Genomic DNA, 25,601 nt, shown 5'->3' on the forward strand with positions numbered 1-25,601 from the left:
AATCAAACATTCATCATTCAGTTCTCCATTGCTTTTATAAGTACGGACAGAACGGGAACACCATTGCCCATAAAGTTCGTTTACCTCCCTTTCGGCAATCTCATACCCAAAAGTGTAAGAATAGATTTTCCATTTTTCTCCATCCTCTTCGAATAACTTTCTTGTATGTTCATTTTCTTTCATTTCATCTGCAATGTGTCGCATCATACCTTTCTGCGCCTTCTCCAAAGTCGTGAATAAACCTATACTGTTTTCTTTGATTTTACGCAATGGATAACGTTGGTTTTCTACTTCTATGTGGATTAATTCGTAAATGGTGTTCATGGTTGTATATCTGTTATTGACCTCTTTTTTATGGATTGTTTGTTCAATTCTCCTGTTCCAGAAATAGCTTGTATATAATTGTCATAGTGAGTAAAACAACACCGTTCCCCCATTTTATTTTCTTTACAAAAACTTGCCATTCAGACAAAAAGAACTTATCGGCTCGCGATATGGCTACTTTGTTAGCCAACGAAGTAACGGTAGGAAAAAGTACTAACGGAAGAAGAAACCAAAGTCCGGCTTTTGTTCCATACTCCCATGCTACGATATCTGCCAATACGTAGGCAAGGAAGTTTAATAGCAGCAAAAAGTTACAGATGAATTTCATATATTTTTGTTATTTCCAACCACTCAGAACCAAAGTGATATTAAAAGGTAAAGAATCAGGCACACAGCCAAATCCCCATTTGAATTTGCATGTTTTAGGGAACTGGGTCATAAATTCATGTATAGAATTCATATCATCCATGCGAAGCTCTTTCCCATTAGTATAATAGAAACTAAAAACGCAATTGGATGCTAATCCTATATAAGACGATGCCTCCTTATATACCTGTTCCCATAATCTTTCCATGCTATCGGAATGGGCTTTAATTACTTTGATATTTTTATCATCCAACAGGCAAGCCAATTCAGAATCGGCAATCTTTAACTTTGACGCTGTAGAAATCAACTCATGAATCAGAGCCTTTCTGTCATCAATACTCAAATCGTCAGCACGCAAATCGCCCTCATGGAAGAAGTCATCCAACTGACTTTCGTCCCATCCATGCCCTAATTCCCAATGCTTACCAATCTCGAAAATGAAGTCGTCGGGAAGATTGAAAGCATCCGCTATAAGTTCCCGCAATTCCTCCTCGTATTGCTTATACCACGAGCCGACTTTTACAATGAATTTCCCATTGTCATAGAAAATTCTGCCTCTTGGGATTCGGGTATAGTCCTGATAATAAACGGATGTTTCTTTTCCTTTTGCTCTGTCTCTGCATTTCTTTGCCTGCCAGATGGTTTTGTGAAGTTTACTGTAAGTGGTATGCCCGTTCACCATTTTTGACTGGGACAAAGAAGAAGCATGAACTTCAAACAAGTGGTGTTCTTCGGGCAGATACCAAAAGATTCCTACCATAGGCTCGATTTCTTCCGATTCGAAACCTTTCATCAGATTGTAATAGTCTATTTCTTTCATATTTTATGATTTGGTTATGTAATAAGTCATTCTAAAATTTACTACCAGCTTATTGGATTATGCTTTCCTACGTTTCTCATTCACCAACCGTACGCATGTTTCATAAAAACGGTCGAACCTTTGGGCTTGCTCTTCGGAAAAGTTCAACTGCGCTTTGATGTTATCTGCTTTTTCGTAATCAACTAAGCATTCCATTCCTTGATAATATTTTTCATCTACAAACTTGTCCCAACCATTCAGCAATTCATCTAATACTTTCGGGTCTTTGATAAAGGGCAGTTCGGAGATTTGGTGACGATACCCAAACGTGAAGTTTTCTTCCAACAGCTTGGCTTGCAACTTACGCCTTAGCGTTGCCGGAACTTTCTTAGTAGGGGCAAACACATCGGCACATGCCGGATGCCAATGAGTATTGCCAAGTCCTAACGAATGGGTCAGATAGCGGTCATCACTGGAATCTAAAATAAGCGTATGCCCCTTACCGTATTTCTGTTCCAGTTCTTTGTTTCTTTTTTCTATTTTCTGAGGTGTCCAAGGACATGCATCAATGATACTCAATTCTGCATCATATTTGCCCATATACACTTCCACAATATCTCCCATTTTGAAGCGGATTTTTTCTTCCGGGCGACCGTAAAAAGGAAGAACTTTTCCTTTTTCATCCGTCCAAGCATTTTCATCATTAAACTCACCATCATGTGTGTAAGTACGGAAAGCAACGGTACATCCATACGGAGCATCCAATAGTATCTTATTAATGACATACCCTAAGGTATCATCGGGTTCTCCCTCCTTTTCACATTCCTCTTCATCCTCTTTTGCTTCGGCGACAATCTCCTGCAACATTTCATAAGCTTTTTCGAAGGTGGAAAATAAGCCCAATTCAGATATCCATGTCTTGCGTGATGGATAACGCAAGGTTTCCAATACGATTCTGTTTAACTCAAATACAACCATAATATTCAGTAATATTTTTATAACGAAACATTTACATAAACTGTTTTCTCTATCAGCAAAGGATACTTGTCCCCTTTGTGGAAATGTCCAAACAAGGCATATTGCGGTGCAAGCAATTGGATTTGTCTTGCCAGGTTCTTGCATCCTTTACCGTTCTCATCTTGTATGCCAAATGGTGCTCCATGAGTTATAAACACATTTATTAATTCATTTTCGATGAAACATTGCAATTTATCTCTTACCGAGAGAGAAGCAAACGTTACTCCTTCAATATCAATCAGGCTATTCTCCAAATAAATGACATTTTCCGGTATCATGCTTTCCAATACAGAATTTGCAGTTTCGAAATTCGTATCATGGTTTCCTGATACGAAAATCTTGTATCGGGCAGACCGTGTACCATACCATTCGAAAAAATCTTCCAACTGCTCTTTGTTTCCAAAATCACAAGCATCTCCGGCATGAATCAGCACATCACAAGAAGGAATGGACAAACTGCGATGTTTTCCATGCGTATCGGATAGGGCTACGACTTTAAGTCCTTGTATTATAAATTCAAACACTAATCTTTCATTTTATAAAATTGATATATCTACATTGCTTATCCGCGTAGAAGATTCAACGATATTGAACTTCTTTGCTATTCCAAGCGATTTATATGTAGCCAAAGCTTCTTTATGAATCGGAATAATGCCTAGCTTGGGACGAATAATACGGCATACTTCTTCCAATGTTTCCACATCAGCATGTCCGCTGGTGTGAAACCCATCATAAACCCCGTCCAATATGCGATTGGGAAATAGCTTGCGAAGCTCTATTATTTTCGGATTGATTTGTTTTTCCGTACCATTGTAATAACCCTGCCAAAGAGAATAGACAAGGTAGGCAGGCTCATCATTGTATTGCTCCAGCATCTCCTTTATAAGCTCCATCTGACCAACACGTACAGGCATCAAGAATCCTTCATTGCTCAATTTGGCTACAATTTTCGGACTTGAAATGCATTGCTTATAAATCTCAAAAACATTATTGAAATGAAACAAATCTTTTTCCATACACCGTGTAAACACATCAAGAACCGACTTCTGATACGGGTCACACAAGAATATTCTACCTGTTTCTTTACATGCTTGATAAAAAGATACTAGACGATCCATATCCGTAGATGAGCAAAGAGCAAAAACATACTTATGTTTTTTGAGCAAAGAGATTGTATTATGTTTGATGTCATTTTCCGTAATCGTATTTTCCTCTCTTCTCCCCAACATGGTTCCTTCAATAATAAGAAAATCCACATTCTTTATAAAGGCCCGTAACATTTTGGGAAGTCCACTTCCCAAATAACCATGCTTACGGAAATCTCCTGTATGAAAAATGGTTTTACCTTCCACTTCGATTTTAAACATATACGCATCGAAGGCTGAATGAGAAACATAATAGGGGGTTACCCGAATCTTCCCTTTTATATCAATCGGGACATTGGATTTATAAGTATGAAAACTCTTAATAGCACTAATCTCCTTGCTACAGTCCTGATGCTTACTTAGTGCACTATATTTACACATCATCACTTCTTGTGCTCCTCTGCCGATATATTGCGGAACATTCTCGGGCACAAAATAGAACAAGCCCACATGATCACCGTGATAATGGGTATAGAAAATGGCATCCACATCTTGTGTCAGCTCTGTTACATCAGCTTCACTTAATTCTTTTTCTTCGCTATCGGGCAAGTTGGCACCAAGGTCGATAAGTATTTTTGTGTTATCGCTTCTGATTTCGGTGATACATCCTCCTATTTGATGTGCACCGCGGTAAATGGTTATTCTCATAAGCCGGAAATTAATGAGATAAAGAAGCCTTTTTCAAGACTTCATTACCCTTTTAAATTCAACAACCATATTGGAACGTTTCAGAATGGGCTGGCCCAACTGCGTCTTGACCGTTTCATAACGGAGTTTTACCCAATCCACTACACGATTTCTAATTTCATTGTCGTAATAGAGGACGACTTCTAAAGGAAGACGGAGATGCTCAGCATCTGAAAGTACATTGTTCGGTTGTGCAAGGTCCGGTTCGGTCGTAGTTATACCCAATAAGAAAGGTACAACAGTTCCCTCCAGCGAACCCTTGCCCATTTCCGTCTGATACCCTAATTCTTTCCGCACACCCTCCACTATATCCCGCAAGACGAGCATTTCGTCAACCAGTCCTTTTTCACAAAGTACATCAAGTTCCGTATTCAGACTTTCGTCCGGCAATTCCGGCATTCGCCTGTTCTTTTCCCACATAACCTGGAACCTGAATGATTCCATTCTTGTTTTGGCATTCAATTGTGTTTTTCTTTTCTGATTTTGTTTCTTGCCCATAATTCGTGATGTTTCTGTAATCTGATGCAAAGGTATAGCTACGGTATGCGGAAAGTCCGCATAGTTATAAAGAAATAACTTCTTTTGTATAAGAGTCATCATCCAATATATCTACAATACCCAAATTTGGTAATGTAGACTCGGAAAACAGAAAAGTCAAGGGAAAAGATTTATCATGATTTATTATTGCAAAATAGTCACCTTCCTTCGTTATTAATGAAGATTGTTTTTTACTTCCCCATCTACCATCTTGAAATAGATATCCACTTACCGTTTGTTTAGGAGTTGAACCCCTTGACTCTGATTTATTATTTAAGACAACTATATAAAATTCCGGAACGGAGGAAATATCCTCTTCTTTTAAATGCTGAAGTTCTAAGGGCAGTCCAACATCCAATTCTTGAAGACATTGTATGATAGATATCAATTCAGACTTGAGCTTATCAAAAGAATTTTCAACAAAAAAGCTATAGAAATCTTTTATATGTTCGCGTACACCACATTTTCTTCCCAACGAATCTGCTCCATACTTAACCTCTATTAATGCAACTTTATGAGGTCTTTCTTTAGAAATGGCAATGATATCAAAACGTGCCTTTTGTGCAGGTTTTGTATATTCAACATCTATGCAGAACCACCTAGAAGCAGGGTTATTATTATTACCAATAACTAAACGTGATTGAGCCTTTTTTTCTTGCGTATTACGTACGTTGCTTTGTTTCTTTACTTGCTCATAAAGCCTAACAAGTTCAGGTGCTGTCAAACTTACTTCTTTCCCACTAACGCCTTCAGTATAATAAGAAGACAATGTTCCTTTTAGCGAGTACGGTTTACATTCTATCTTGGCTATATTGTCACAATTATAATAAAGATTAATATACCCATTTCTTATTCCGATGATAATTTCATCTTTGTGCTTCAAATAAATTTCTCTATAAAAATCACTAGACTTAAATCTGTTTATAAAATCTTTACTTACTCCATTTCCACGAAAAGAAGCTTGTTTTTCCATAATTCTACTATTTATATAAGTTAAACATATTGTATAAACACTTCCTCATCTCTTTTCTCAAGCTTTCAGGTTCAAGGACCTGTATGGAGGTTCCTTTGCCTAACAGTTCATCTATGAGATTCTTAGTCACGCATAGTTTGTATTCAAAATCGCAATACTTATCCGTAATACGGATTTCCTTTTGAGAATGATGCAAAGGCAATGTGCGCAGATAACTGCCTTGTGTTCCATAAGCACGGATGACCACCCTCTCGGGCTTGACGTTTTCATTCACCCAGATACCGACACTATCTTTGTAATAAACCTCTGGTGAGAAACCTTCTGGATAATCAAAATGGAGTTCTTCCGTATGAATGTCCAGAATACGGTCGAACGAAAAATGACGGACGCCTTTCAACTCCTCGCAATGACCCAACACATACCACCTTTGCCTGTATACTTTCAGGCAATATGGATGCACCCGATAAACACAGCTTTCGTCTTTGTAGAAAGGTCGGTAAGTTATCGACAGAACCAGATTCTGTTTCATTGCCTCAACAAAAGTCTGAAGATATGCTGAGCCTTCGGGAATTTCCTCCAACAAAATCCGGTCTTTTATCTGCTTTCCTTCGGTTATCATATTGACCGTGCTGAAAGAGTTAACCAGCCATTGCCGCGTCTTGTCTTCACGAAAAGCGGAAAGGTCTTCGATGTAATACTTATATCCATTGAATGTGTCACACAGAATATTGACTTGAAACAAGTCCTCCACAGCCTTGCGATGGTCGTGGAAAGTACGCAATGGCAAAGGTTTTCCATCACTCAACGATGAACGCTGCCATTTGTTGCTTATTTCCTCAAAGGTAATCCGTCCGGCCTGCATCAAGGTGTTCAGCAACCAAATATAACGGTTAAAGGTAGTGCTTATCATTATAATCACAAAGATAACTAAATCTCACTCAAAAACAAGCCATTTCAAGAATATCATTCCCGTTATGAATCTATTCAATACAATGCGAAAGCTTTTTTGCAATTTTGAGCATACAGAGTCTGAATCAGCCGTTCAAAAAGGATTAAGAAAATAACAATCAAACAAACACAGAACATAAAGACTCACACGAACACATTTCCTTTAGTATTATTTAAAGTACCACTTATTCCATTCTTAGAGCCTGTCGTTTAAATTTTCCAATAAAGTAATATGTTGTCAGGCTCTTAATCAAGCCCTCTTCCCCAATCACCCCTCCAACAATCCGCGGTCCGCCATCCATTTTCAATTATTTCACATAAAAAGGTGCAGTTATCTCAGAAATATTCGTTTAATTTATAAACACTTTTTTATTAAAACTGTTTTTCCAGTAAAGAGATAAAGTCAAAGCGTCCATCACCCGGAATATGCCCTCTGATGCATTGCAGGCGAGATCGGCCGGCTCAAAAAGATAACGGAACATTTTACTCAGGATGACGGGACATTTTGATGAAGATGACGAATAATTTTAATCAAGATAACGGGTCATTTTACAAGGCCCGGCAAGGCACGAAAAAATGCAAGAATTTAATGTCGAAATTATAAACCAAGACTTATGAAGAAGACAAGTTTAATAAGCGGACTACTTTTCCTTTTGGGCATCTTTGCCCTGCAGGTCCGGGCGCAAAGCTACGACCAGATGTGGAAGGAAGTGGAGAATCTGGAGAAAAAGGATTTGCCGAAATCGGCAATAAATCAGTTGGACAAGATTTATGCGAAAGCGGCAGCCGAAAGAAATGCGCCTCAGATGATGAAGGCATTTCTTGTGCGGACGGAAGCGAAAGTCTGCTTGTCGGCCGACAGCCTGAACGGTGAACTGGAAGCTCTTCGCCGCTGGACGGCCGAAGAAAAGGATACGGTGGCCCGCGCCGTGCTGCACCATATCATGGGGGTGTACCAACTGGAAGAGCAGACAGCCGACGTGGACAGTGCGCTGTGGTATTTCCGCGAATCGCTGAAGTATCCGGATGTGCTGGCCAGGGTGACGGCCAAAGACTACCGTCCCATGGTTGAAAGCGGAAAACTGAGCGAGAAATATTTCGGTGACACGATGCTGGATCTGCTTGTGCGTCAGGCAGCCTACAGGTTTTCGTGGGGATACGTGGATGTGACCCGCAGCAAGGAAGCGCACCGTGCCGTAATGGATTTCTACAACTCGCTGATTGACTATTATATCCGGACAGGCAACCGCTCAGCCGAACTGCTGACCCGCCTTTGCCTGCTTTCTTACCGGCAGGGAGGCGAGATGGTTCCGCCCGTCAGGCTCTCTCAGACGGAGGAAGTGGCTTTGCTCCGAAACTGGATGAAAGAGTATGCCGGCGTGTCTTCCTGTGCAGCCGTATATGTGCATCTGACAGAATTGTATCACCGGAACCAGCAATTTACAGAGGCGATGCAGGTTATCGATAAAGGACTGGAACTGTATCCCCGGTCGGAATTTGCCGCCGACCTGAAAGACTACCGGCAACGGATCCTGAACCCTTCGCTGAACCTGCATACGGAATGGGCTTATCCCGGAGAAGATGCCGTGTTTGAAGTGAGGTCGAAAAACCTGAAGGGGATGACACTGGAGGTATACCGGCTGAATCTGAAAGCATCGTCATCAATCTTTGCGGGCGGAATGGAACGGGCGGACATGGTAAAGAAATACGGGAAACTGGCAGGAAGCAAACATTTTGCCCTGCCCGACACTCCCGACTATAAGGATACGGCAAGTACATTCGTCTACCGGATGCCGGAACCGGGCATCTACATGCTCAAGTCTGTCCCCGACGGGCACAAGGACAAAGCGGCATACGAACTGGTGCATCTTTCTCCCCTGCAGATACTTTCGTTTCCGCTGGAAGGCAAACAGACGGAATATGATGTGGTGGACCGCAAGACGGGCCATCCGGTGCCGGGAGCGGAAATCGTGTTCTATTCCATCCCCACTCCGGGCAATTACACACTTTATCGCACGTTCAAGACGGACGGAAGCGGACGTGCCGTGGTTCCCGAACTGAAAGAACGGAGCCTTTGGATGAATGCCCGGACAACAGACGGCGACTTCATGCAGGTTTCGTATGTATCAAGAGGCCGAGGACTGGCTGTTCCTTCAGACGAGAAGGAAGCATACCGCACGGAACTTTATACAGACCGTGCCCTATACCGCCCAGGACAAACCGTTTACGTGTCTGGAGTGGCCTATAAGCAGCAGGGTGACGATACGAAAGTCCGCAGCAGATGGAAATTCACCTTGACCTTGCGTGACGCGAACGGTCAGGAACTGTCCAAACGTGAACTGGTCACGGACGACTTCGGAGGATTCCATGCCGAGTTTGCATTGCCTCAGTCAGTGCTTCCGGGCAATTTCCGTCTGGAAGCGGAAAACGGGAACCGGTATATACGAGTGGACGAATACAAGCGTCCTACGTTTGACGTAGTGTTCACGCCTTACAAGGAGTCCTATACAGCGGGGGATACCTTGTCGCTGGAGGCCGCCGCAAAGAACTTTTCGGGAGCTCCGGTACGAAACGGAAAGGTAAGCTACACCGTAACCCGCTCGCAGGCATGGTTCTGGCGGATCGGAGGAGGTTCATCCCAGGTGATCGGAAGCGGTGAAACCCAGACGGATGCCGACGGAAAGTTCCGGATAGAAGCAGTCCTCGAAAAACCGGAAACCAGCACCGGCGACTGGAACAGCTATTATATATATAAGGTAGGTGCGGATGTGGTGAACATAGACGGCGAAACCCAGTCGGGAAGTCTGTCTTTGCCCGTCAGCAAGTTGTCGATGGGTCTGCAAATCGACGGACTGAGCGCAAAGGTGATGCGTGAAAAGCGGGACAAGATCCAGTTCCTCGCGCGCAACCTGAACGGCCAGCCGGTAGACACAAAGGTCAGCTACCGGATTTATACGCTGGACAAGGACGGCAAGAAAGGCTCGCTGGCCGCGCAAGGAGAACAGCCTTCACAAACCGCCTTTATCCCCGAAGCCTTGCTGGACTGCGCATCCGGAAAATACCGGATAGAGATTTCGGCCGATGACAGGCAGGGCAGAACATGCAAGGCAGAACAGGATTTTGCTCTCTTCTCCAGAAACGATGTCCGTCCGCCTTATGAAACGACGGAATGGTTCTATCAGGAAGGTACGGAATTCAGTGAAGAACATCCGGTCACTTTATACGTGGGTTCAAGCGAACAGGATGTGTACGTGTTCTACTCCGTCTATTGCGGAGCCAAACGCATCCATAGCGAGCGGCTGACACTGGACAATGAGATCCGCAAATTCGTCTACCCGTATAAGGAAGCGTATGGCGACGGCATTACGGTGAGCTTTGCATTCATGAGAAAAGGCATTTTCTATACCAAGCAGGTTTCCATCACCCGGCCGGAACCGCAGAAAGAACTTTCGCTGAAATGGGAAAGCTTCCGCGACAATCTTGTGCCGGGCGGACAGGAAGAATGGACGCTGAGCATCCTCGACAGAAACGGAAAGCCTGCCGACGCACGCTTCATGGCAACGCTGTATGACGCCTCTCTCGACCGTCTGCTGGATAATCAATGGAGCTTCAGACTGAACTTCCGGCGTTACACTCCTTCCGTATGGCCGGGCATGCACACCATGAATACGTATTTCTCTCTGTACAGCCCGTTCTACGACCACAGCCATTCGAATGTGTATGACTTTGATTTTCCGAACGGATACAGCCGTCTGTTTGTACCTTCGCTCCGGCAGAGAAACATTTACGTCCGTGGCGGCGGAAAAGTGCTGATGGCACGCAGCCTGGCTTCTTCCAAAGCGTTGTATAAGGCGGCGGCAGACGAAGTTGAGCAAGCTACAGTTGCACAGGAAAATGGTTTTGAAACAAACAATGGAGTCTTTTCTATGGCTATAGCTGATGTGGCATCGCTGTCCTCGCTCGAATCAGATGAGGAATACGTGCCTCTGAGAGACAACTTCGCCGAAACAGCTTTCTTCTACTCCGACTTGCGCACCGATTCAGCCGGTGCCGTGCGGATGGTGTTTACCATGCCTGACGCAGTGACCGAATGGAAGCTGATGGGAATGGCACACACGCAAAGCATGGACTACGGACTGATTACGGCAAAGGCCAGAACCAGCAAGCCGTTCATGATCCAGCCCAACATGCCGCGCTTTGTGCGTGCAGGCGACCGTGCCGTCATAGCAGCTTCGCTGGACAACATTTCGGGCAATGTCGTTGCAGGAATCGTACGCATGCAACTGGTGAATCCGGTTGACGGCAAAACGGTATACGAATCCGAACAGCCGTTTGAAGTGGCGGCTAACCAGAACGGCTCAGTGAGCTTTGAATATGAAATGCCGGACACATACGATGTGCTGATATGCCGCATGGTGGCCGATGCCGGAGAATACAGCGACGGCGAACAGCATTACTTGCCTATACTGACCGACAAACAGTGGGTGACGGAAACCTTGCCGTTCCAGTTGAAAGACAATGAAAGCAAGACACTGGAGCTGGATGACCTTTTCAACAAGCAGAGCAAAACAGCAACCGGCCGCCGGTTGAGCTTTGAACTGACGGCCAATCCGGTCTGGTATGCAGTGCAGGCGCTTCCGGTTCTTTCCAACCCCGACAGTGAGAATGCTTTTGCATGGGCTGGAGCTTATTACGGCAATGCGCTTGCGCAACTGATTCTCGACAAGAATCCGGAAATCAGACAGGTGTTCAGCGCATGGGCATCTCAAAGCACCGACAAGGATACGTGGCTGAGCAAACTGGAACAGAACCAGGATCTGAAGAACATGCTGCTCAATGAAACGCCCTGGCTGACAGAAGCAACCGACGAAAGCGAACAGAAACGCCGCATCGCCGTACTGTTCGACTTGAACCGGATGAAGAACCAGTTACAGACAAGCGTGGACCGTCTGGGCAAGATGCAGCACACAGACGGAAGCTGGTCATGGTTTGACGGAATGGCCGGAAGCCGGATTGTCACGACACAGGTGGCAGAACTCATGGCACGGCTGAAAGCGATGAACGCTGTGACTGATGTACGGATAAACAGCATGTACCTGAAAGCCTGGAACTGGCTGACCGCTCAGATGCAGGAAGAATACAGAAGCATGAAACGGCAGGAGGAAATGCATGAGCTGAACGTTCTTCCGAGCAATCTGGCCGTAAAGTATCTTTATATATGTGCTTTGGACAAGTTTGCAGCATCAAAAGCCGACAAGGCAGTCAACGCATATATGCTGGAGAAACTAAAGAACCGCTCCGCTGAATACTCCATCGGTGAAAAAGCAATGATTGCCGTCATCATGCAGGGTACAGGCAATGCTAGCGAAGCCATGACCTTGGTCCGCTCCATCAAGGAATATTCGCTGTACACACCCGAAATGGGACGCTATTTTGACACGGCAAAAGCTTTGTACTCATGGAACAGCTATAAGATACCGACCCAGGTGGCAGCAATGGAAGCCATCGCCAGAGTGGAGCCTGATGCGGCAATGCATGCAGAAATGCAGCAATGGCTGCTGAAACAGAAACAGGTTCAGGCGTGGAGCAACTCGCTGGAAACGGCAGACGCAATCTATGCACTGCTTTGCTCCGGAGGACACCAGCTGAATACATCAGGCAAAATGACCGTCAAGGCCGGCAGAATGGAGATGGAAACTCCGGACGATGCGCTGGGCTATGCACGCCGCACCTACACGGGAACAGATACTGATATAAAACGTGCAGAAATAAGCAAAACCGGCAGCGGAATCGGCTGGGGAGCCGTTTATGCCCAATACCTGGAAGAAATGGACAGACTGGCAGATGCCAAAGGAAACGGCTTGTCCATCAGCCGCGAAGTGCTGAAAGACGGCAAACGGATCGACAAGCACGCTGTTCTGAACGTGGGCGACAAGCTGACTGTCCGCCTGAACATCAAGGCCGACCGTGACATGGACTTCATTCAGATAAAAGACGAACGTCCCGCCTGCTTCGAGCCGTCCGAACAACTTTCCGGCTACCGCTGGAACGCAAAGACGGGAATCGGCTACTACCAGGTGAGCCGGGATGCCTCCACAGAGTTCTTCATCGACAAGATGCGGAAGGGAAGCTACATGATTGAATACACGGTACACGTGGACCGTGCCGGAACTTATCAGGCAGGCATGGCAAGCATCCAGTCGGCCTATGCTCCCGAATTCGCCGGCCACACCGGAGGCATGAAGCTTGTTGCCGAATAGCCCGCACGAAGAAGGACGTTCACATCAAAAGAACAGGACACAGAGCCGCCAAGCCACAGAAAAAGATGGAAATTCCATTGCGTAAGATACTGGGCTTGGGCGGCTTTGTGCTTAAAGTTCAAATCCGGCATGTTTCTTGTTTTCACTAAATCATCCCGAAGAAGTATTAAATAGACAAAGGAAGTTTGCTTGCAAAAGTTTTTCTCTTTATCTTTGTTTCTAAATTCAAGACAAGAAATGAAGCGGATTTATACATCACTAGTTATATCTTTTATATGCCTGCTCGTCCAGGCGCAGCCGAAAATCACATTCGACAGCGAATCGAAAGACTTAGGCTATGTGCTTTGGCGCAATCCGGTGACCGTCAGCTACAAATTCACAAACACCGGCGACAAGCCGCTTGTCGTTTCCAACGTTACAGTGTCATGCGGCTGTATGGAAGCCAAATGGACGGAAGATCCGGTCATGCCGGGAGATAAAGGAGAGATTACTGCCGTTTTCGATGCAGAAGCAATCGGGCATTTCTATAAGGACCTGGGAATATACTGCAATGCGGCAATCGAACCGATTTATCTGAATTTCAACGGAGAAGTAACCGCCGATGCGAAAAACTTTTCATTCACTCATCCGTACCTGATCGGAGCTATCCGGCTGAATCAGGACGAACTGAACTTCGAGTCAGTCCATAAAGGGGACCGCCCGTCTATCGAACTGCTGGTAGCCAACACCTCCAACAAAGCCTATTCACCGGTGCTCATGCATCTCCCTCCTTATCTGGAGGCAGAAGCGACACCCGACAAACTGGGACGTGGAAAAGCCGGAAAAATCAAAGTAACGCTGAATACGGACAAATTGCCCAAACTGGGAATTACCCGAGCCTCTGTTTATCTGTCAAGATACTCAGGCGATAAAGTGGGGGAAGAAAATGAAATACCGGTATCTGTGGCCTTGCTCCCGGACTTCTCCCAACTGACCGAACAGCAGAAAAACAATCCTCCGGTGATATCTGTATCTTCCAAACAAATGGAGTTTATGGACCTTCGTCCGAACCAAAAGAAATCGCAACATATAATCATCACCAATACGGGAAAGTCGGATCTGGTAATCCAAGACATGCAAGTATTCAGCATTGCCTTGGGAGTTAACCTGAAGAAAAGAACACTCAAGCCGGGCGAATCGACCAAGATGAAAGTGACTGTACTGGCCGCAAACCTGCCCAGGGTGAAAGGCACGCCACGTATACTGATGATTACAAACGACCCGCAACATCCGATGGTTACCATCCGAGTGAAAGCACAATTGAAGTCAAACGAAAAATAAAGATCTTATGGAACACCCCGAAAACAAGGAAGAATACAAGGGGTTAACTGTAAACCAGGGAGTGGAACAGCCTGCTGTTGTTAATCCTTATCTGAAACTGAGAAAGAAGCCGAAACGCCGCCAGTTGTCGGCAAACGAATATGTGGAAGGCATCGTGAAAGGGGACATCACGGTGTTGAGCCAGGCAGTAACCTTGGTGGAAAGCGTCAGACCGGAACACCAGACACTGGCTCAGGAGGTTCTGGAAAAATGTCTTCCCTACACGGGAAATTCAATACGGGTGGGCATCAGCGGCGTACCCGGCGCCGGGAAAAGCACATCAATCGATGTTTTCGGACTTCATGTGCTGGAACAGTACGGAGGAAAGCTGGCTGTTCTGGCCATCGACCCAAGCAGCGAACGCTCTAAAGGAAGTATCCTGGGCGACAAAACCCGCATGGAAAAACTCTCCATACATCCGGATTCTTTCATACGTCCCAGTCCAACGGCCGGTTCATTGGGCGGAGTTGCCAGAAAGACCCGTGAAACCATCTTTCTATGCGAAGCAGCAGGATTCGACAAGATTTTTGTAGAAACCGTAGGCGTAGGACAAAGCGAAACTGCCGTGCATTCGATGGTGGACTTCTTCCTGCTCATCCAGTTGGCGGGAACCGGCGACGAACTTCAGGGCATCAAGCGGGGAATCATGGAAATGGCAGATGGAATTGTAATCAACAAGGCAGACGGAAATAACATAGAAAAAGCCAAGCTGGCCGCAACGCACTTCCGCAATGCGCTGCACCTCTTTCCTGCTCCCGAATCCGGATGGCTCCCGCAAGTGCTTACCTATTCAGGATTTTACGGCATCGGAATCAAAGAAATATGGGACATGGTTTACAAATACATCACGTTTGTAAAAGCAAACGGGTATTTCCAGCACCGGAGAAACGAACAGTCAAAGTTCTGGATGTACGAAACCATCAACGAACATTTGCGCGACAACTTCTACAATGACGACACCATCGCCCGGATACTGCCAAAGCAGGAGGAGGAAGTCCTCAGCGGAAAAGTCACTTCTTTTTCAGCAGCAAGAAAACTGCTGGACATCTATTTCGGCAACATGAAATAGTATCCTTGCCGCTTCTGCATAAATATGTAAAACAGGTTTCATTTCTGTTTCGTTTTTCTCAAACGGGAAAGAAATTCCGGCGGATTTGCATCTTAGAATGAATTAAAATGTAACTTTGCGCCGAATTTGATTTTAATACGATGCAAAGCGAGAACAAACCGATCATCGAAGTGAAAAACGTGTCGAAGTTTTTCGATGACAAGACTGCACTGGACAACGTCAACCTGTCCATAAGGAAAGGAGAATTCGTCACCATCCTGGGGCCTTCAGGCTGCGGGAAAACAACTCTTCTGCGACTCATAGCCGGCTTCCAGACAGCCTCGGAAGGAACGATTCTGATTAACGGAAAGGAAATAACGCAAACACCGCCGCACAAGCGTCCGGTGAATACCGTGTTTCAGAAATATGCCTTATTCCCTCACCTGAACGTGTATGACAACATTGCATTCGGCCTGAAACTGAAGAAGATGCCGAAAGCCGAAATGACGCGGAAAGTGATGGCGGCTCTGAAAATGGTAGGAATGACCGACTACGAATATCGCGACGTCAACTCGCTGTCGGGGGGGCAACAGCAGCGGGTGGCCATTGCCAGAGCCATCGTGAACGAACCCGAAGTGCTGCTGCTTGACGAACCGCTGGCGGCTCTCGACCTGAAAATGCGCAAGGACATGCAAATGGAACTGAAAGAAATGCACAAGACATTGGGCATCACTTTCGTCTATGTCACGCACGACCAGGAAGAGGCGCTGACCTTGAGCGACACCATCGTCGTCATGTCGGAAGGAAAAATCCAGCAGACAGGCACTCCTACAGACATCTACAATGAGCCGGTCAATTCGTTTGTGGCCGACTTTATCGGCGAGAGCAATATCCTGAACGGCATAATGAAGAAAGACAGGCTTGTCAGCTTTTGCGGAAAAGACTTTGAATGCGTAGACGAAGGATTCGGCGAGAACGTGCCCGTCGATGTTGTCATACGCCCGGAAGACCTGTATATATTCCCGGCATCCGACAAGACCAAAGCCCAGCTGCGAGGCGTGGTGCAGTCGTGCATATTCAAGGGTGTGCATTATGAAATGGTTGTCTTGTGCGACGGATACGAGTTTACGGTTCAGGATTATCACGCTTTTGAGGCAGGTAAGGAAGTAGGACTGATTGTCAAGCCCTTCGACATCCATATCATGAAGAAAGAGCGCATCTGCAATGCCTTCGAAGGAAGAATGAAAGACGAAACCCACGTAGAGTTTCTGGGCTGCGAATTTGAATGCATGCACACAGACATGAGCGACCGGTCGAAGGACTGGGAACACGTGACCGTGAACGTTGACTTCGACAAGATTGAACTGCTGGACAATGCAGAAGACGGAATCCTGACCGGAGAAGTGAAGTTTATCTTATACAAGGGCAACCATTACCACCTCACCGTTCTGTCGGACTGGGACGAAAATGTATTCGTCGACACGAATGATGTCTGGGACGACGGCGACCGTGTGGGCATTTCAATCCGCCCGGAAGACATTCGCGTGACTTTCAAATAAAGCATAAAAGGCCATGACAAAAATCCATCTGTTTTTTGCTTCACGAAAAAGCTGGACACTACCCTACCTGATTTTTTCCGTAATCTTTGTCATCATTCCGCTGCTGCTGATTGTTGTCTATGCGTTTACAGACGAAGCCGGAAACCTTACATTGGGAAATTTCACCAAATTCTTCGCCCATCCCGAAGCGGTGAACACGTTTATCTACTCCATCGGAATAGCCATCCTCACCACGCTGGGGTGCATCATCCTCGGCTACCCTGCCGCATGGATATTGAGCCGGAGCAGTTCGAGCTACTCGAAAACGCTGATCATGCTCTTCATCCTGCCGATGTGGGTGAACATTCTGATACGCACGCTGGCAACCGTGGCGCTTTTCGACTTTGCCCAGCTGCCGCTGGGGGAAGGAGCCTTGATTTTCGGCATGATCTACAATTTTATCCCTTTCATGATCTATCCCATCTATGATACGCTGCAGAAAATGGACAAAAGCTACATGGAAGCGGCAGAAGATTTAGGCGCCAATTCGGTACAGGTTTTCTGGAAAGTGGTGCTTCCATTATCCATGCCCGGAATTGTCAGCGGCATCATGATGGTATTCATGCCGACCATCTCAACTTTCGCCATCGCGGAACTGCTGACAATGAACAACATCAAGCTGTTCGGAACCACGATTCAGGAAAACATCAACAACAGCCTGTGGAACTATGGAGCAGCCTTATCCCTGATCATGCTTTTCCTTATTGCAGCCACTTCCGTGTTCAGCACGGAAGATAATGACAGTTCGAAGAAAGGAGGCGAACCATGGTAAAGAAGATTCTCATGCAGACTTATCTGTGGGTGCTGCTGACTCTGCTGTACGCTCCCATTCTGATAATTGTGGTGTTTTCTTTCACCGAAGCCAAGGTGCTGGGCAACTGGACCGGCTTTTCCCTCAACCTGTACAAGTCGCTGATGAACACCGGGGAGCATCATTCGCTGATGAACGCATTTCTCAACACAATCGCCATCGCACTGATCGCCGCAACGGTCTCCACCCTGCTCGGAAGCATTGCCGCCATCGGCATCTTCAACCTCCGCGCGCGAGGACGCAAGGCAATGGGATTCATCAATACGATACCCGTCCTGAACGGCGACATCATAACCGGCGTATCCCTCTTCCTGCTTTTCGTGTCGCTAGGGATAACCCAAGGATTCACAACCGTTGTCCTGGCGCACATCACCTTCTGCACTCCTTATGTCGTGCTGAGCGTAATGCCCCGCCTGAAGCAGATGAATCCCAACCTGTATGAAGCCGCACTCGATCTGGGAGCCACTCCGATGCAGGCCCTATGGAAAGTAATCGTTCCCGAAATACGTCCGGGGATGATCAGCGGATTCCTTCTGGCACTGACCATCTCGATCGATGATTTTGCCGTGACAGTGTTCACCATCGGCAACCAGGGCCTCGAAACCTTGTCGACCTACATTTATGCCGATGCGCGCAAGGGAGGGCTTACTCCCGAACTGCGTCCGCTGTCTGCCATCATATTCGTGGTCATCCTGCTGCTGCTCATCATCATCAACCGGCGTGCAGACAAAGCTAAAAACAAGAACAACAATCCGATTTGAAAAGCCGAACGAAAACAAAATGAAAAAACTGTGTTTGATTCTGTCGGGACTGGTCCTGGCATGTATGGGACTATCAAGCTGCTACAATGACACCGATGATTCCAGAGAACATATCCTGAAAATATATAACTGGGCAGACTACATCGGTGAAGGGGTTCTGGACGATTTCTGCAAGTACTACAAGGAACACACCGGAAAAGACATAAGAATCGTGTACCAGACATTTGACGTCAACGAGATCATGCTCACCAAAATCGAACGAGGGCACGAAGATTTCGATGTCGTGTGCCCTTCCGAATACATCATCGAACGCATGCTCCGCAAGAAGCTGCTGCTGCCCATCGACACGCTTTTCCTGAACTCGCCCAACTACATGCACAATGTAGCCCCGTATATCCGCCAGCAAATCGACAGGCTGACCGTGCCGGGCGACAAGCCGGCGAGCCGTTATGCCGTATGCTACATGTGGGGAACCGCAGGACTGCTCTACAACAAGCAATACCTCAGGGAGGAAGATCTGAGGTCGTGGGGCTGCCTGTGGGACAAGCGGTACGCAGGGAAGATTCTGATGAAAGACTCATACCGGGATTCATACGGCACCGCCATGCTGTATGCCTGCCGCAGGCAGCTGGCAGAACACAAAACAACCGTACCCGATCTGATGAATGACTATTCACCCGCTGCCATGGATACGGTAGAGAAATACCTCAAGCTGCTGAAGCCGAACGTGGCCGGATGGGAAGCCGATTTCGGAAAAGAAATGATGACGAAAGGCAAGGCCTGGATAAACATGACATGGAGCGGCGACGCGCAATGGGCCATTGAAGAAGCGGCAGAGGTAGGCGTGGAATTGGGCTATACAGTGCCCGAAGAAGGGAGCAACGTATGGTACGACGGATGGGTAATCCCCAAATACGCCAGAAACAGAGAGGCGGCAAGCTATTTCATCAATTTTCTGTGCAGGCCCGACATCGCCCTGCGCAACATGGAGGCTACCGGATACGTGAGTTCCATCGCCTCAAAGGACATCCTGGATGCCAGCATCGATGAAACGGCAGCATACGTAGATGCCAGCTACTTTTTCGGTCCGGAAGCCAGCCATGCAAGACTCCTCAACACGAAGTATCCGGACCTGTCGGTCATCGAACGCTGCGCCATGATCCGTGACTTTGGCGACAAGACCGTAAATGTATTGGAAATATGGTCGCGCGTAAAGGGTGACAACCTGAACGGCGGCATCGTTATCCTGATACTGGGCGTCGTAGGCGGACTGAGTGCCTTCCAGATCCGCCGCCGGTATATTCTTCACCAAAGGAAGAACATGCAGAACCGCAGACACCGGCGCCACAAACGTGCCGCACACGCCTGACAAAATCCTGAAAAGGGCACAAAACCTTTATCTCCAGCCTGGAGATATGTATCTTTAGCCTAAAGATATGCATCTCTAAGCTGAAGATATGCATCTTCAGGCTGAAGACAGAGATTCGACCAAGAAAGCTGGGGTTATTATCGCAGCCTGACAAAATTTTCAGACAAAAAAATCAGGGCTGACTTCGTTTGTGAAGCCAGCCCTTTTCGGCTAGAAATGCTGCTGCCCGACAAATGCCCGTAACCTAAGCAAAGCGTATAATCCGGCACACAGCCATCTATTCTTATTCAGTTCCTCCGGCATGTCCAAAGACAATCCGCGAGGTCAGATTCGCAGAATCCTCAATTACTTGATGTTCGGGTTCAGCTTGTTCCATTCTGAAATTGCAGGAAGAACGCCCATAGCGATAACTTCATCACGCAATTCGCAGAGATGAGCATAGCTCTTGTCCAAAGCAGCCTGTTCTTCCGGAGTTCCGTTCAAAGCAGCGCAGTGGCAGCCGTCAGCAGAGATTGAAGTTTCCCAAGCCATCATGATGTGGTCGTACTTGTCGTTTGAGATGTAAGTGCCGGCCGGCCAGCGGAATGCTTTTCCGCCCATAGCTGCACCGATCATTTCGATAGATACGTAAGCCGGGCTCTGGAATGAAGAACGTCCGCGCAGAGCGATGATGTTAGCTCCGCCCTTAGTAACTTTCTGCTGGATTTCAGCCCATGTTTCTTTCGGCAGTGCGTCAGTGCCAATGATGTCAATCAGCGGCTTGCCGTTCACCTTAGCTGTAGAAGCGAATACAGCCATCTGTTCGCCGTGTCCGCCGTATGTGCGGCAGTTTTCAACAGCGTCCATAGATACGCCGAAATACTTGGCCAGTTCGCTGCGCAGACGGGTTGAGTCAAGAGCAGCCAAAGTTGTAACCTGAGAAGGTTTCAATCCTGAATACAGCAAAGTGATCAGTCCGGTGATGTCGGCCGGGTTGAAGATAACCACAATGTGCTTAACATCCGGGCAGTACTGCTTAACGTTCTTTCCGAATTCTTCAGCGATGGCTGCATTGCCTTTCAACAGATCTTCGCGAGTCATGCCGGCTTTACGGGCAGCGCCTCCTGAGTTTACGATATATTTAGCACCAGTCAGAGCTTCTTTGATGTCAGAAGTGAAGGTTACGTTTACACCTTCGAAACCGCAGTGATACAATTCTTCAGCCACGCCTTCCAACCCCGGAGCATACGGGTCGTACAAACAGATGTTAGGAGTAAGGCCCATCATGATAGCAGTCTGAGCCATGTTAGAACCGATCATACCGGCAGCACCAACGATGGTAAGCTTTTCGTTTGTAATAAATTCCATAATTCTTAATGTTTTAAGTTTATAGTATAAGTGTATGGTTTTCTTTTTTTACACCGCAAAGATAAAAAAGTTCTTCATTAAACGAGCATTCCACTCGGTGTAAAAATTGTTACAAAACATATCCGCAAGTCCAATTACGGAAAAATTTCACTATTTTTAGTCATAGCCTGCCCTTTTTGCAAAGAGCAGGTTACATTTTGAAACCTCATTTCCTGAACGGCGGCTTGACAACCATTGCCTTCAACTTCCGTCCGCGATTGTCCAGAAAGATCTCGGAAGACGGTTTTGAGTATTCTGTCTTCACGTATCCCAAACCTATTCCGATCTTCCTCATCGGGGACATTGTGCCCGAAGTCACATGACCGATTTCATTGCCGTCTGCATCCGTCAGCTTGTATCCGTGGCGCGGGATGCCGCGATCGATCATCTCAAAACCTACCAGCTTGCGCGAAACGCCTTCGGCCTTCTGCCGCTCAAGAATGGAACGGGCCGTGAAATTCTTGCCGTCAACAAACTTCGTAATCCATCCCAGTCCGGCCTCGATAGGCGAAGTCGTGTCGTCAATGTCGTTTCCATACAGGCAGAATCCCATTTCCATACGGAGCGTATCGCGCGCCCCCAGTCCGATCGGCTTGATTCCGAACTCTGCTCCGGCATCAAAAACAGCATTCCATATCTTTATGGCATCTTCCGGACGGAAATACAGTTCGAAGCCTCCCGCTCCAGTATATCCCGTGTTGGAGATGATCACTTCAGGCACTCCGGCCAGTTCGCCCACTCTAAATGTATAATAGGCAATTTCAGAAAGATCCAGCGATGTCAGTTTCTGAAGCGTCGGCAACGCTTTCGGTCCTTGCACCGCCAACTGTCCGATACGATCGGAAGAGTTTTCAAGCACAGCCCCCGCACGGTTGTGCGCAACACACCAGTTCCAGTCCTTGTCGATATTCGCTGCATTGACCACCATCATGTATTTATCGCCGCCGTAATCATACACAACAAGGTCATCCACAATGCCCCCTTCTTCGTTCGGCAGACAAGAATACTGCACTTTTCCCGGAACAAGAGCCGCTGCATTGTTTGACGTCACGTCTTGCAGAAATTCAAGCGCATGGGGACCTTTCACCCAGAATTCGCCCATGTGCGACACGTCAAATACTCCCACACCGTTGCATACGGTCAGGTGTTCTTCAATAATGCCGGCAGGATACTCAATCGGCATATTATAGCCGGCAAATTCATGCATTTTAGCACCGAGAGCTATGTGAATCTCGGTAAACGGAGTCGTTTTCATATATCATAAAGTATTAAGGTCGTAAAAGAAAAACACGCAAAGAAACTGAAGCCTGCACAGAGGCGCAAAGACACAGAATCCTTCGAAAAAGCAGATGCCACACAAAAAGGCAAATCCATATTGACTGTTCTGAGCCCGGGGCTTCTGCGCTTTTGGCGGAAATCCATCAATACCTCTTGGCCGTCAGTTCAGCAATCTTCACCACCACTTTCATGGCTTTTTCAATAGACTGCACGGGAACAAACTCATAGCGTCCGTGGAAATTCAGTCCTCCGGCAAAGATATTCGGACACGGAAGCCCCTTGAACGAGAGCTGCGCACCGTCTGTTCCGCCGCGAATGGCCTTCACCTTCGGCTCCACTCCGGTTTCCTGCATGGCGGCAAAAGCCAGGTCAATAATATGCATCAAAGGCTCTACCTGCTGGCGCATGTTATAATACTGGTCTTTCAATTCGACGGAAACAGTGCCTTCACCGTATTTCTCGTTCAGCTTGCCTGCACATTCAAGCATCAGACACTTCCGCGCTTCAAACTTTTCACGGTCGTGGTCGCGGATAATATAGCTGACAGAAGTATGCTCAACCTCTCCCTCCATTCCTACCAGATGGAAAAATCCTTCATATCCCTCTGTTTTTGCAGGAGTTTCACCAGACGGAAGCATCGACACAAATTCATTGGCAACAAGCAAAGAATTGATCATTTTATTCTTTGCATAGCCCGGATGCACATTCAGTCCCTTCACGCTGACCGTTGCAGAAGCTGCGTTAAAGTTTTCAAACTCGAGTTCGCCCACTTCTCCTCCGTCCATCGTGTAAGCCCACTTGGCACCGAACTTCTCGACATCAAACTTATGCGCTCCCAGTCCGATCTCTTCGTCCGGGTTAAATCCTATGCGGATATCTCCGTGTTCTATTTCTGGATGTTCCAATAAATAGTCCACCGCTCCTACAATCTCTGCAATGCCGGCTTTGTCATCAGCTCCCAGCAATGTATGGCCGTCGGTCACTATCAGGTCTTCGCCCACATGGTCAAGCAGTTCCGGAAAACTTTTCGGCGAAAGCACGATGTGGTCATCGGCCGAAAGCAGGATATCTGTTCCGTCATACTTTTCCACTATCCTCGGCTTCACGTTCTCGCCGCTCATGTCCGGACTTGTATCCATATGGGCGATAAATCCGATCACAGGAATCGGACGGGAAACATTTGAAGGCAAAGTCGCGAACAAATATCCGTTTTCATCCAAAGATATATCCTTCAATCCCAGTTCCTCGAGTTCTGTCTTCAAGTATCTTGCAAACACCATCTGCTTTTCAGTGCTCGGAGTCACGCCGGCAGATTCATCCGACTGCGTATCGAATGAAACATACTTCAAAAATCGTTCTATAATTGTCATAAAATCACTCTTTAAATCAATGGTAAAAATAATCAATAACCCTCGAATGACCAAAAAGATTGCTCTTTTTTCGATTCTTTATAATAATAAAGCCCGAAAACAGTTGCCGCTAAACAAACGTTATATGAATAAAGTTTTGTATTTTTGCCAAGGTTAAGAAAACCGCTTTTCCAATCAAACGAACCGATCCGAATGAGAAAAGAAATACTTTTGTGCATAACAATCCTGCAACTCGTCGTTTTCCGCGTTACTGCCCAAGAGCCTACAGCCGCAAAAGAGAACTTGACGGAACAGACAACTGCATACAACGACAGCATCCGGCATGCACGAAAACAGGCAGCCAAAGAACTGCGCAGACAAAAAATCGCAAACAGGAATTTCCACTATAACATTTTGGGAGGACCGAGCTACACGCCCGACTTCGGTGTTCTGGTGGGCGGAAGCGCGCTGATGACATTCCGCATCAATCCGAAAGACACTGCCATGCGCCGTTCTGTCGTACCGGCAGCACTGGCATTCATGTTCAACGGAGGGCTGAATGTATTTGTCAAGCCCCAGCTGTTCTTCAAGAACGACAAATTCCGCATTTTCGGACAGTTCTCTTACAAAAACACGCAAGAAAACTTTTACGGAGTCGGCTATGACACGAACAAGAATTACGTAAGAAGCGACACAACCAGCCAGTACAGGTACAGCGGAATACAGATAAACCCTTGGTTTCTGTTCAGAATCGGAGAGAGCAACTTCTTTGCCGGTCCTCAAGTAGACATCACCTATGACCACATCACCGATCCTGCCAAACACATGATTGACCAGCCCGACTACGTCAGAGCGGGAGGCACAGATGAAGGATACAAGAATTTCAGTTCAGGCGTCGGCTTTCTCGCCACGTACGACACGCGCGACGTGCCAGCCAACCCATACAAAGGAATCTACCTGAACGTATCAGGGCTTTTGTATGAAAAGTTCCTCGGAAGCAACACCAACTTCTACCGCATAGAGCTGGACTACCGCCAATACCTCAATGTAGGGAAACGGAGGGTGCTGGCATGGACCGTGCAAAGCAAGCATACTTTCGGTAAAGACAAAGACATCCCCCTCAACAAATATGTGCTTACGGGAACTCCTTTCGACTTGCGCGGATATTACCAGGGACAATACCGCGACAAGTCATCCCATCTGGCCATCGTGGAATACCGGCACATGTTCAATACCGACAAAAGCAACTGGATAAAGAAAGTGCTAAACCGCCTCGGATTCGTGGCGTGGGGAGGATGCGGATTCATGGGTCCCAATCCGGGCAAGGTTGAAGGAGTGCTTCCCAATGCCGGCCTCGGACTGCGCATAGAGGTGCAGCCGCGGATGAACGTGCGCCTCGATCTGGGAAGGGACTTCACAAACAGACAGAACTTGTTCTACTTCAACATGACAGAAGCATTCTGAAGCCTCCCCTCAAGCCTGCAAGTCTGGCACATGCCAGGAAAAATCCTGAACAAAACGGCACGGAGAAACCGGTTTTCACAAAAGTGGAATCCGTATTTTCTCCGTGCCGCCGCTTCTTTATA

General features: G+C 46.8%; 19 protein-coding genes and 1 pseudogene. 8 read left to right on the forward strand and 12 right to left on the reverse strand.

Translation table 11 applies throughout. The features are described from left to right. The 9 genes and pseudogenes from NW212_RS11980 to NW212_RS12020 form a co-directional block, all read right to left on the reverse strand. Nucleotides 1–324, reverse strand: a pseudogene (locus tag NW212_RS11980) (hypothetical protein); the annotation flags it as partial. Between the two features lie 43 nt (nt 325–367). Then, entirely contained in the window at nt 368–652 is a 285-nt protein-coding gene (locus NW212_RS11985; protein WP_258338876.1) for a hypothetical protein, read from the reverse strand. 9 nt (nt 653–661) lie between these two features. After that, nucleotides 662–1,510 (reverse strand): hypothetical protein, encoded by an 849-nt coding sequence (locus tag NW212_RS11990; RefSeq protein ID WP_258338877.1) that lies wholly within the window; start codon nt 1,508–1,510, stop codon nt 662–664. Between the two features lie 57 nt (nt 1,511–1,567). Next, nucleotides 1,568–2,467 carry a hypothetical protein gene (locus NW212_RS11995; protein ID WP_258338878.1) on the reverse strand — a complete coding sequence of 300 codons (900 nt, stop codon included), beginning with the start codon at nt 2,465–2,467 and terminating at the stop codon, nt 1,568–1,570. Between the two features lie 17 nt (nt 2,468–2,484). Beyond that, on the reverse strand, nt 2,485–3,030 hold the full coding sequence (locus tag NW212_RS12000) for a metallophosphoesterase (protein ID WP_258338879.1): 546 nt from the start codon (nt 3,028–3,030) through the stop codon (nt 2,485–2,487). Between the two features lie 12 nt (nt 3,031–3,042). After that, the gene (locus NW212_RS12005; RefSeq protein WP_258338880.1) at nt 3,043–4,299 is read right to left on the reverse strand and encodes an MBL fold metallo-hydrolase; all 1,257 of its coding nucleotides are present in this window, start codon (nt 4,297–4,299) and stop codon (nt 3,043–3,045) included. 33 nt (nt 4,300–4,332) lie between these two features. After that, complete coding sequence (locus NW212_RS12010; RefSeq protein ID WP_258338881.1) at nt 4,333–4,782, reverse strand: hypothetical protein; 450 nt, start codon at nt 4,780–4,782, stop codon at nt 4,333–4,335. A gap of 118 nt (nt 4,783–4,900) precedes the next feature. Next, nucleotides 4,901–5,848: a hypothetical protein gene (locus NW212_RS12015; RefSeq protein ID WP_258338882.1), complete on the reverse strand. Its 948-nt coding sequence runs from the start codon at nt 5,846–5,848 to the stop codon at nt 4,901–4,903. A gap of 7 nt (nt 5,849–5,855) precedes the next feature. After that, nucleotides 5,856–6,758 carry a YafY family protein gene (locus tag NW212_RS12020; RefSeq protein ID WP_258338908.1) on the reverse strand — a complete coding sequence of 301 codons (903 nt, stop codon included), beginning with the start codon at nt 6,756–6,758 and terminating at the stop codon, nt 5,856–5,858. Between the two features lie 652 nt (nt 6,759–7,410). Here NW212_RS12020 and NW212_RS12025 point away from each other — a divergent pair. The 7 genes from NW212_RS12025 (at nt 7,411) to NW212_RS12055 (ending at nt 20,002) form a co-directional block, all read left to right on the forward strand. Next, on the forward strand, nt 7,411–13,056 hold the full coding sequence (locus NW212_RS12025; protein WP_258338883.1) for an MG2 domain-containing protein: 5,646 nt from the start codon (nt 7,411–7,413) through the stop codon (nt 13,054–13,056). A gap of 237 nt (nt 13,057–13,293) precedes the next feature. Continuing rightward, entirely contained in the window at nt 13,294–14,376 is a 1,083-nt protein-coding gene (locus NW212_RS12030) for a DUF1573 domain-containing protein (protein WP_258338884.1), read from the forward strand. A 7-nt stretch (nt 14,377–14,383) separates the two neighbouring features. Further along, nucleotides 14,384–15,484, forward strand: coding sequence for a methylmalonyl Co-A mutase-associated GTPase MeaB (meaB, locus tag NW212_RS12035; protein WP_258338885.1), 1,101 nt, complete (start codon nt 14,384–14,386; stop codon nt 15,482–15,484). A gap of 140 nt (nt 15,485–15,624) precedes the next feature. Next, nucleotides 15,625–17,022: a polyamine ABC transporter ATP-binding protein gene (gene potA, locus NW212_RS12040; RefSeq protein WP_258338886.1), complete on the forward strand. Its 1,398-nt coding sequence runs from the start codon at nt 15,625–15,627 to the stop codon at nt 17,020–17,022. A 13-nt stretch (nt 17,023–17,035) separates the two neighbouring features. After that, a complete protein-coding gene (locus tag NW212_RS12045; RefSeq protein ID WP_258338887.1) occupies nt 17,036–17,833 on the forward strand; it encodes an ABC transporter permease in 798 nt (265 codons plus the stop codon). Continuing rightward, entirely contained in the window at nt 17,827–18,633 is an 807-nt protein-coding gene (locus NW212_RS12050) for an ABC transporter permease (RefSeq protein WP_258338888.1), read from the forward strand. Before NW212_RS12045 ends, NW212_RS12050 begins: the two co-directional genes overlap by 7 nt. 19 nt (nt 18,634–18,652) lie before the next feature. Next, complete coding sequence (locus tag NW212_RS12055; protein ID WP_258338889.1) at nt 18,653–20,002, forward strand: ABC transporter substrate-binding protein; 1,350 nt, start codon at nt 18,653–18,655, stop codon at nt 20,000–20,002. A 345-nt stretch (nt 20,003–20,347) separates the two neighbouring features. On the opposite strand, the gene NW212_RS12060 is transcribed toward NW212_RS12055, so the two are convergent. The 3 genes from NW212_RS12060 to pepT all read right to left on the reverse strand — a co-directional run bounded on the left by NW212_RS12060 (nt 20,348) and on the right by pepT (nt 24,036). After that, a complete protein-coding gene (locus NW212_RS12060) occupies nt 20,348–21,349 on the reverse strand; it encodes a malate dehydrogenase (RefSeq protein ID WP_258338890.1) in 1,002 nt (333 codons plus the stop codon). 205 nt (nt 21,350–21,554) lie between these two features. Then, nucleotides 21,555–22,643: a glycine cleavage system aminomethyltransferase GcvT gene (gene gcvT, locus NW212_RS12065; RefSeq protein WP_258338891.1), complete on the reverse strand. Its 1,089-nt coding sequence runs from the start codon at nt 22,641–22,643 to the stop codon at nt 21,555–21,557. Nucleotides 22,644–22,809: 166 nt separating this feature from the next. After that, entirely contained in the window at nt 22,810–24,036 is a 1,227-nt protein-coding gene (gene pepT, locus NW212_RS12070) for a peptidase T (RefSeq protein ID WP_258338892.1), read from the reverse strand. Nucleotides 24,037–24,228: 192 nt separating this feature from the next. On the opposite strand from pepT, the gene NW212_RS12075 reads away from it, so the two are divergent. Next, complete coding sequence (locus tag NW212_RS12075; RefSeq protein WP_258338893.1) at nt 24,229–25,479, forward strand: outer membrane protein assembly factor; 1,251 nt, start codon at nt 24,229–24,231, stop codon at nt 25,477–25,479. Nucleotides 25,480–25,601: the final 122 nt, after the last annotated feature.

This window comes from Bacteroides sp. ET225 (genome assembly GCF_024733745.1).
Classification (GTDB): domain Bacteria; phylum Bacteroidota; class Bacteroidia; order Bacteroidales; family Bacteroidaceae; genus Phocaeicola; species Phocaeicola excrementipullorum.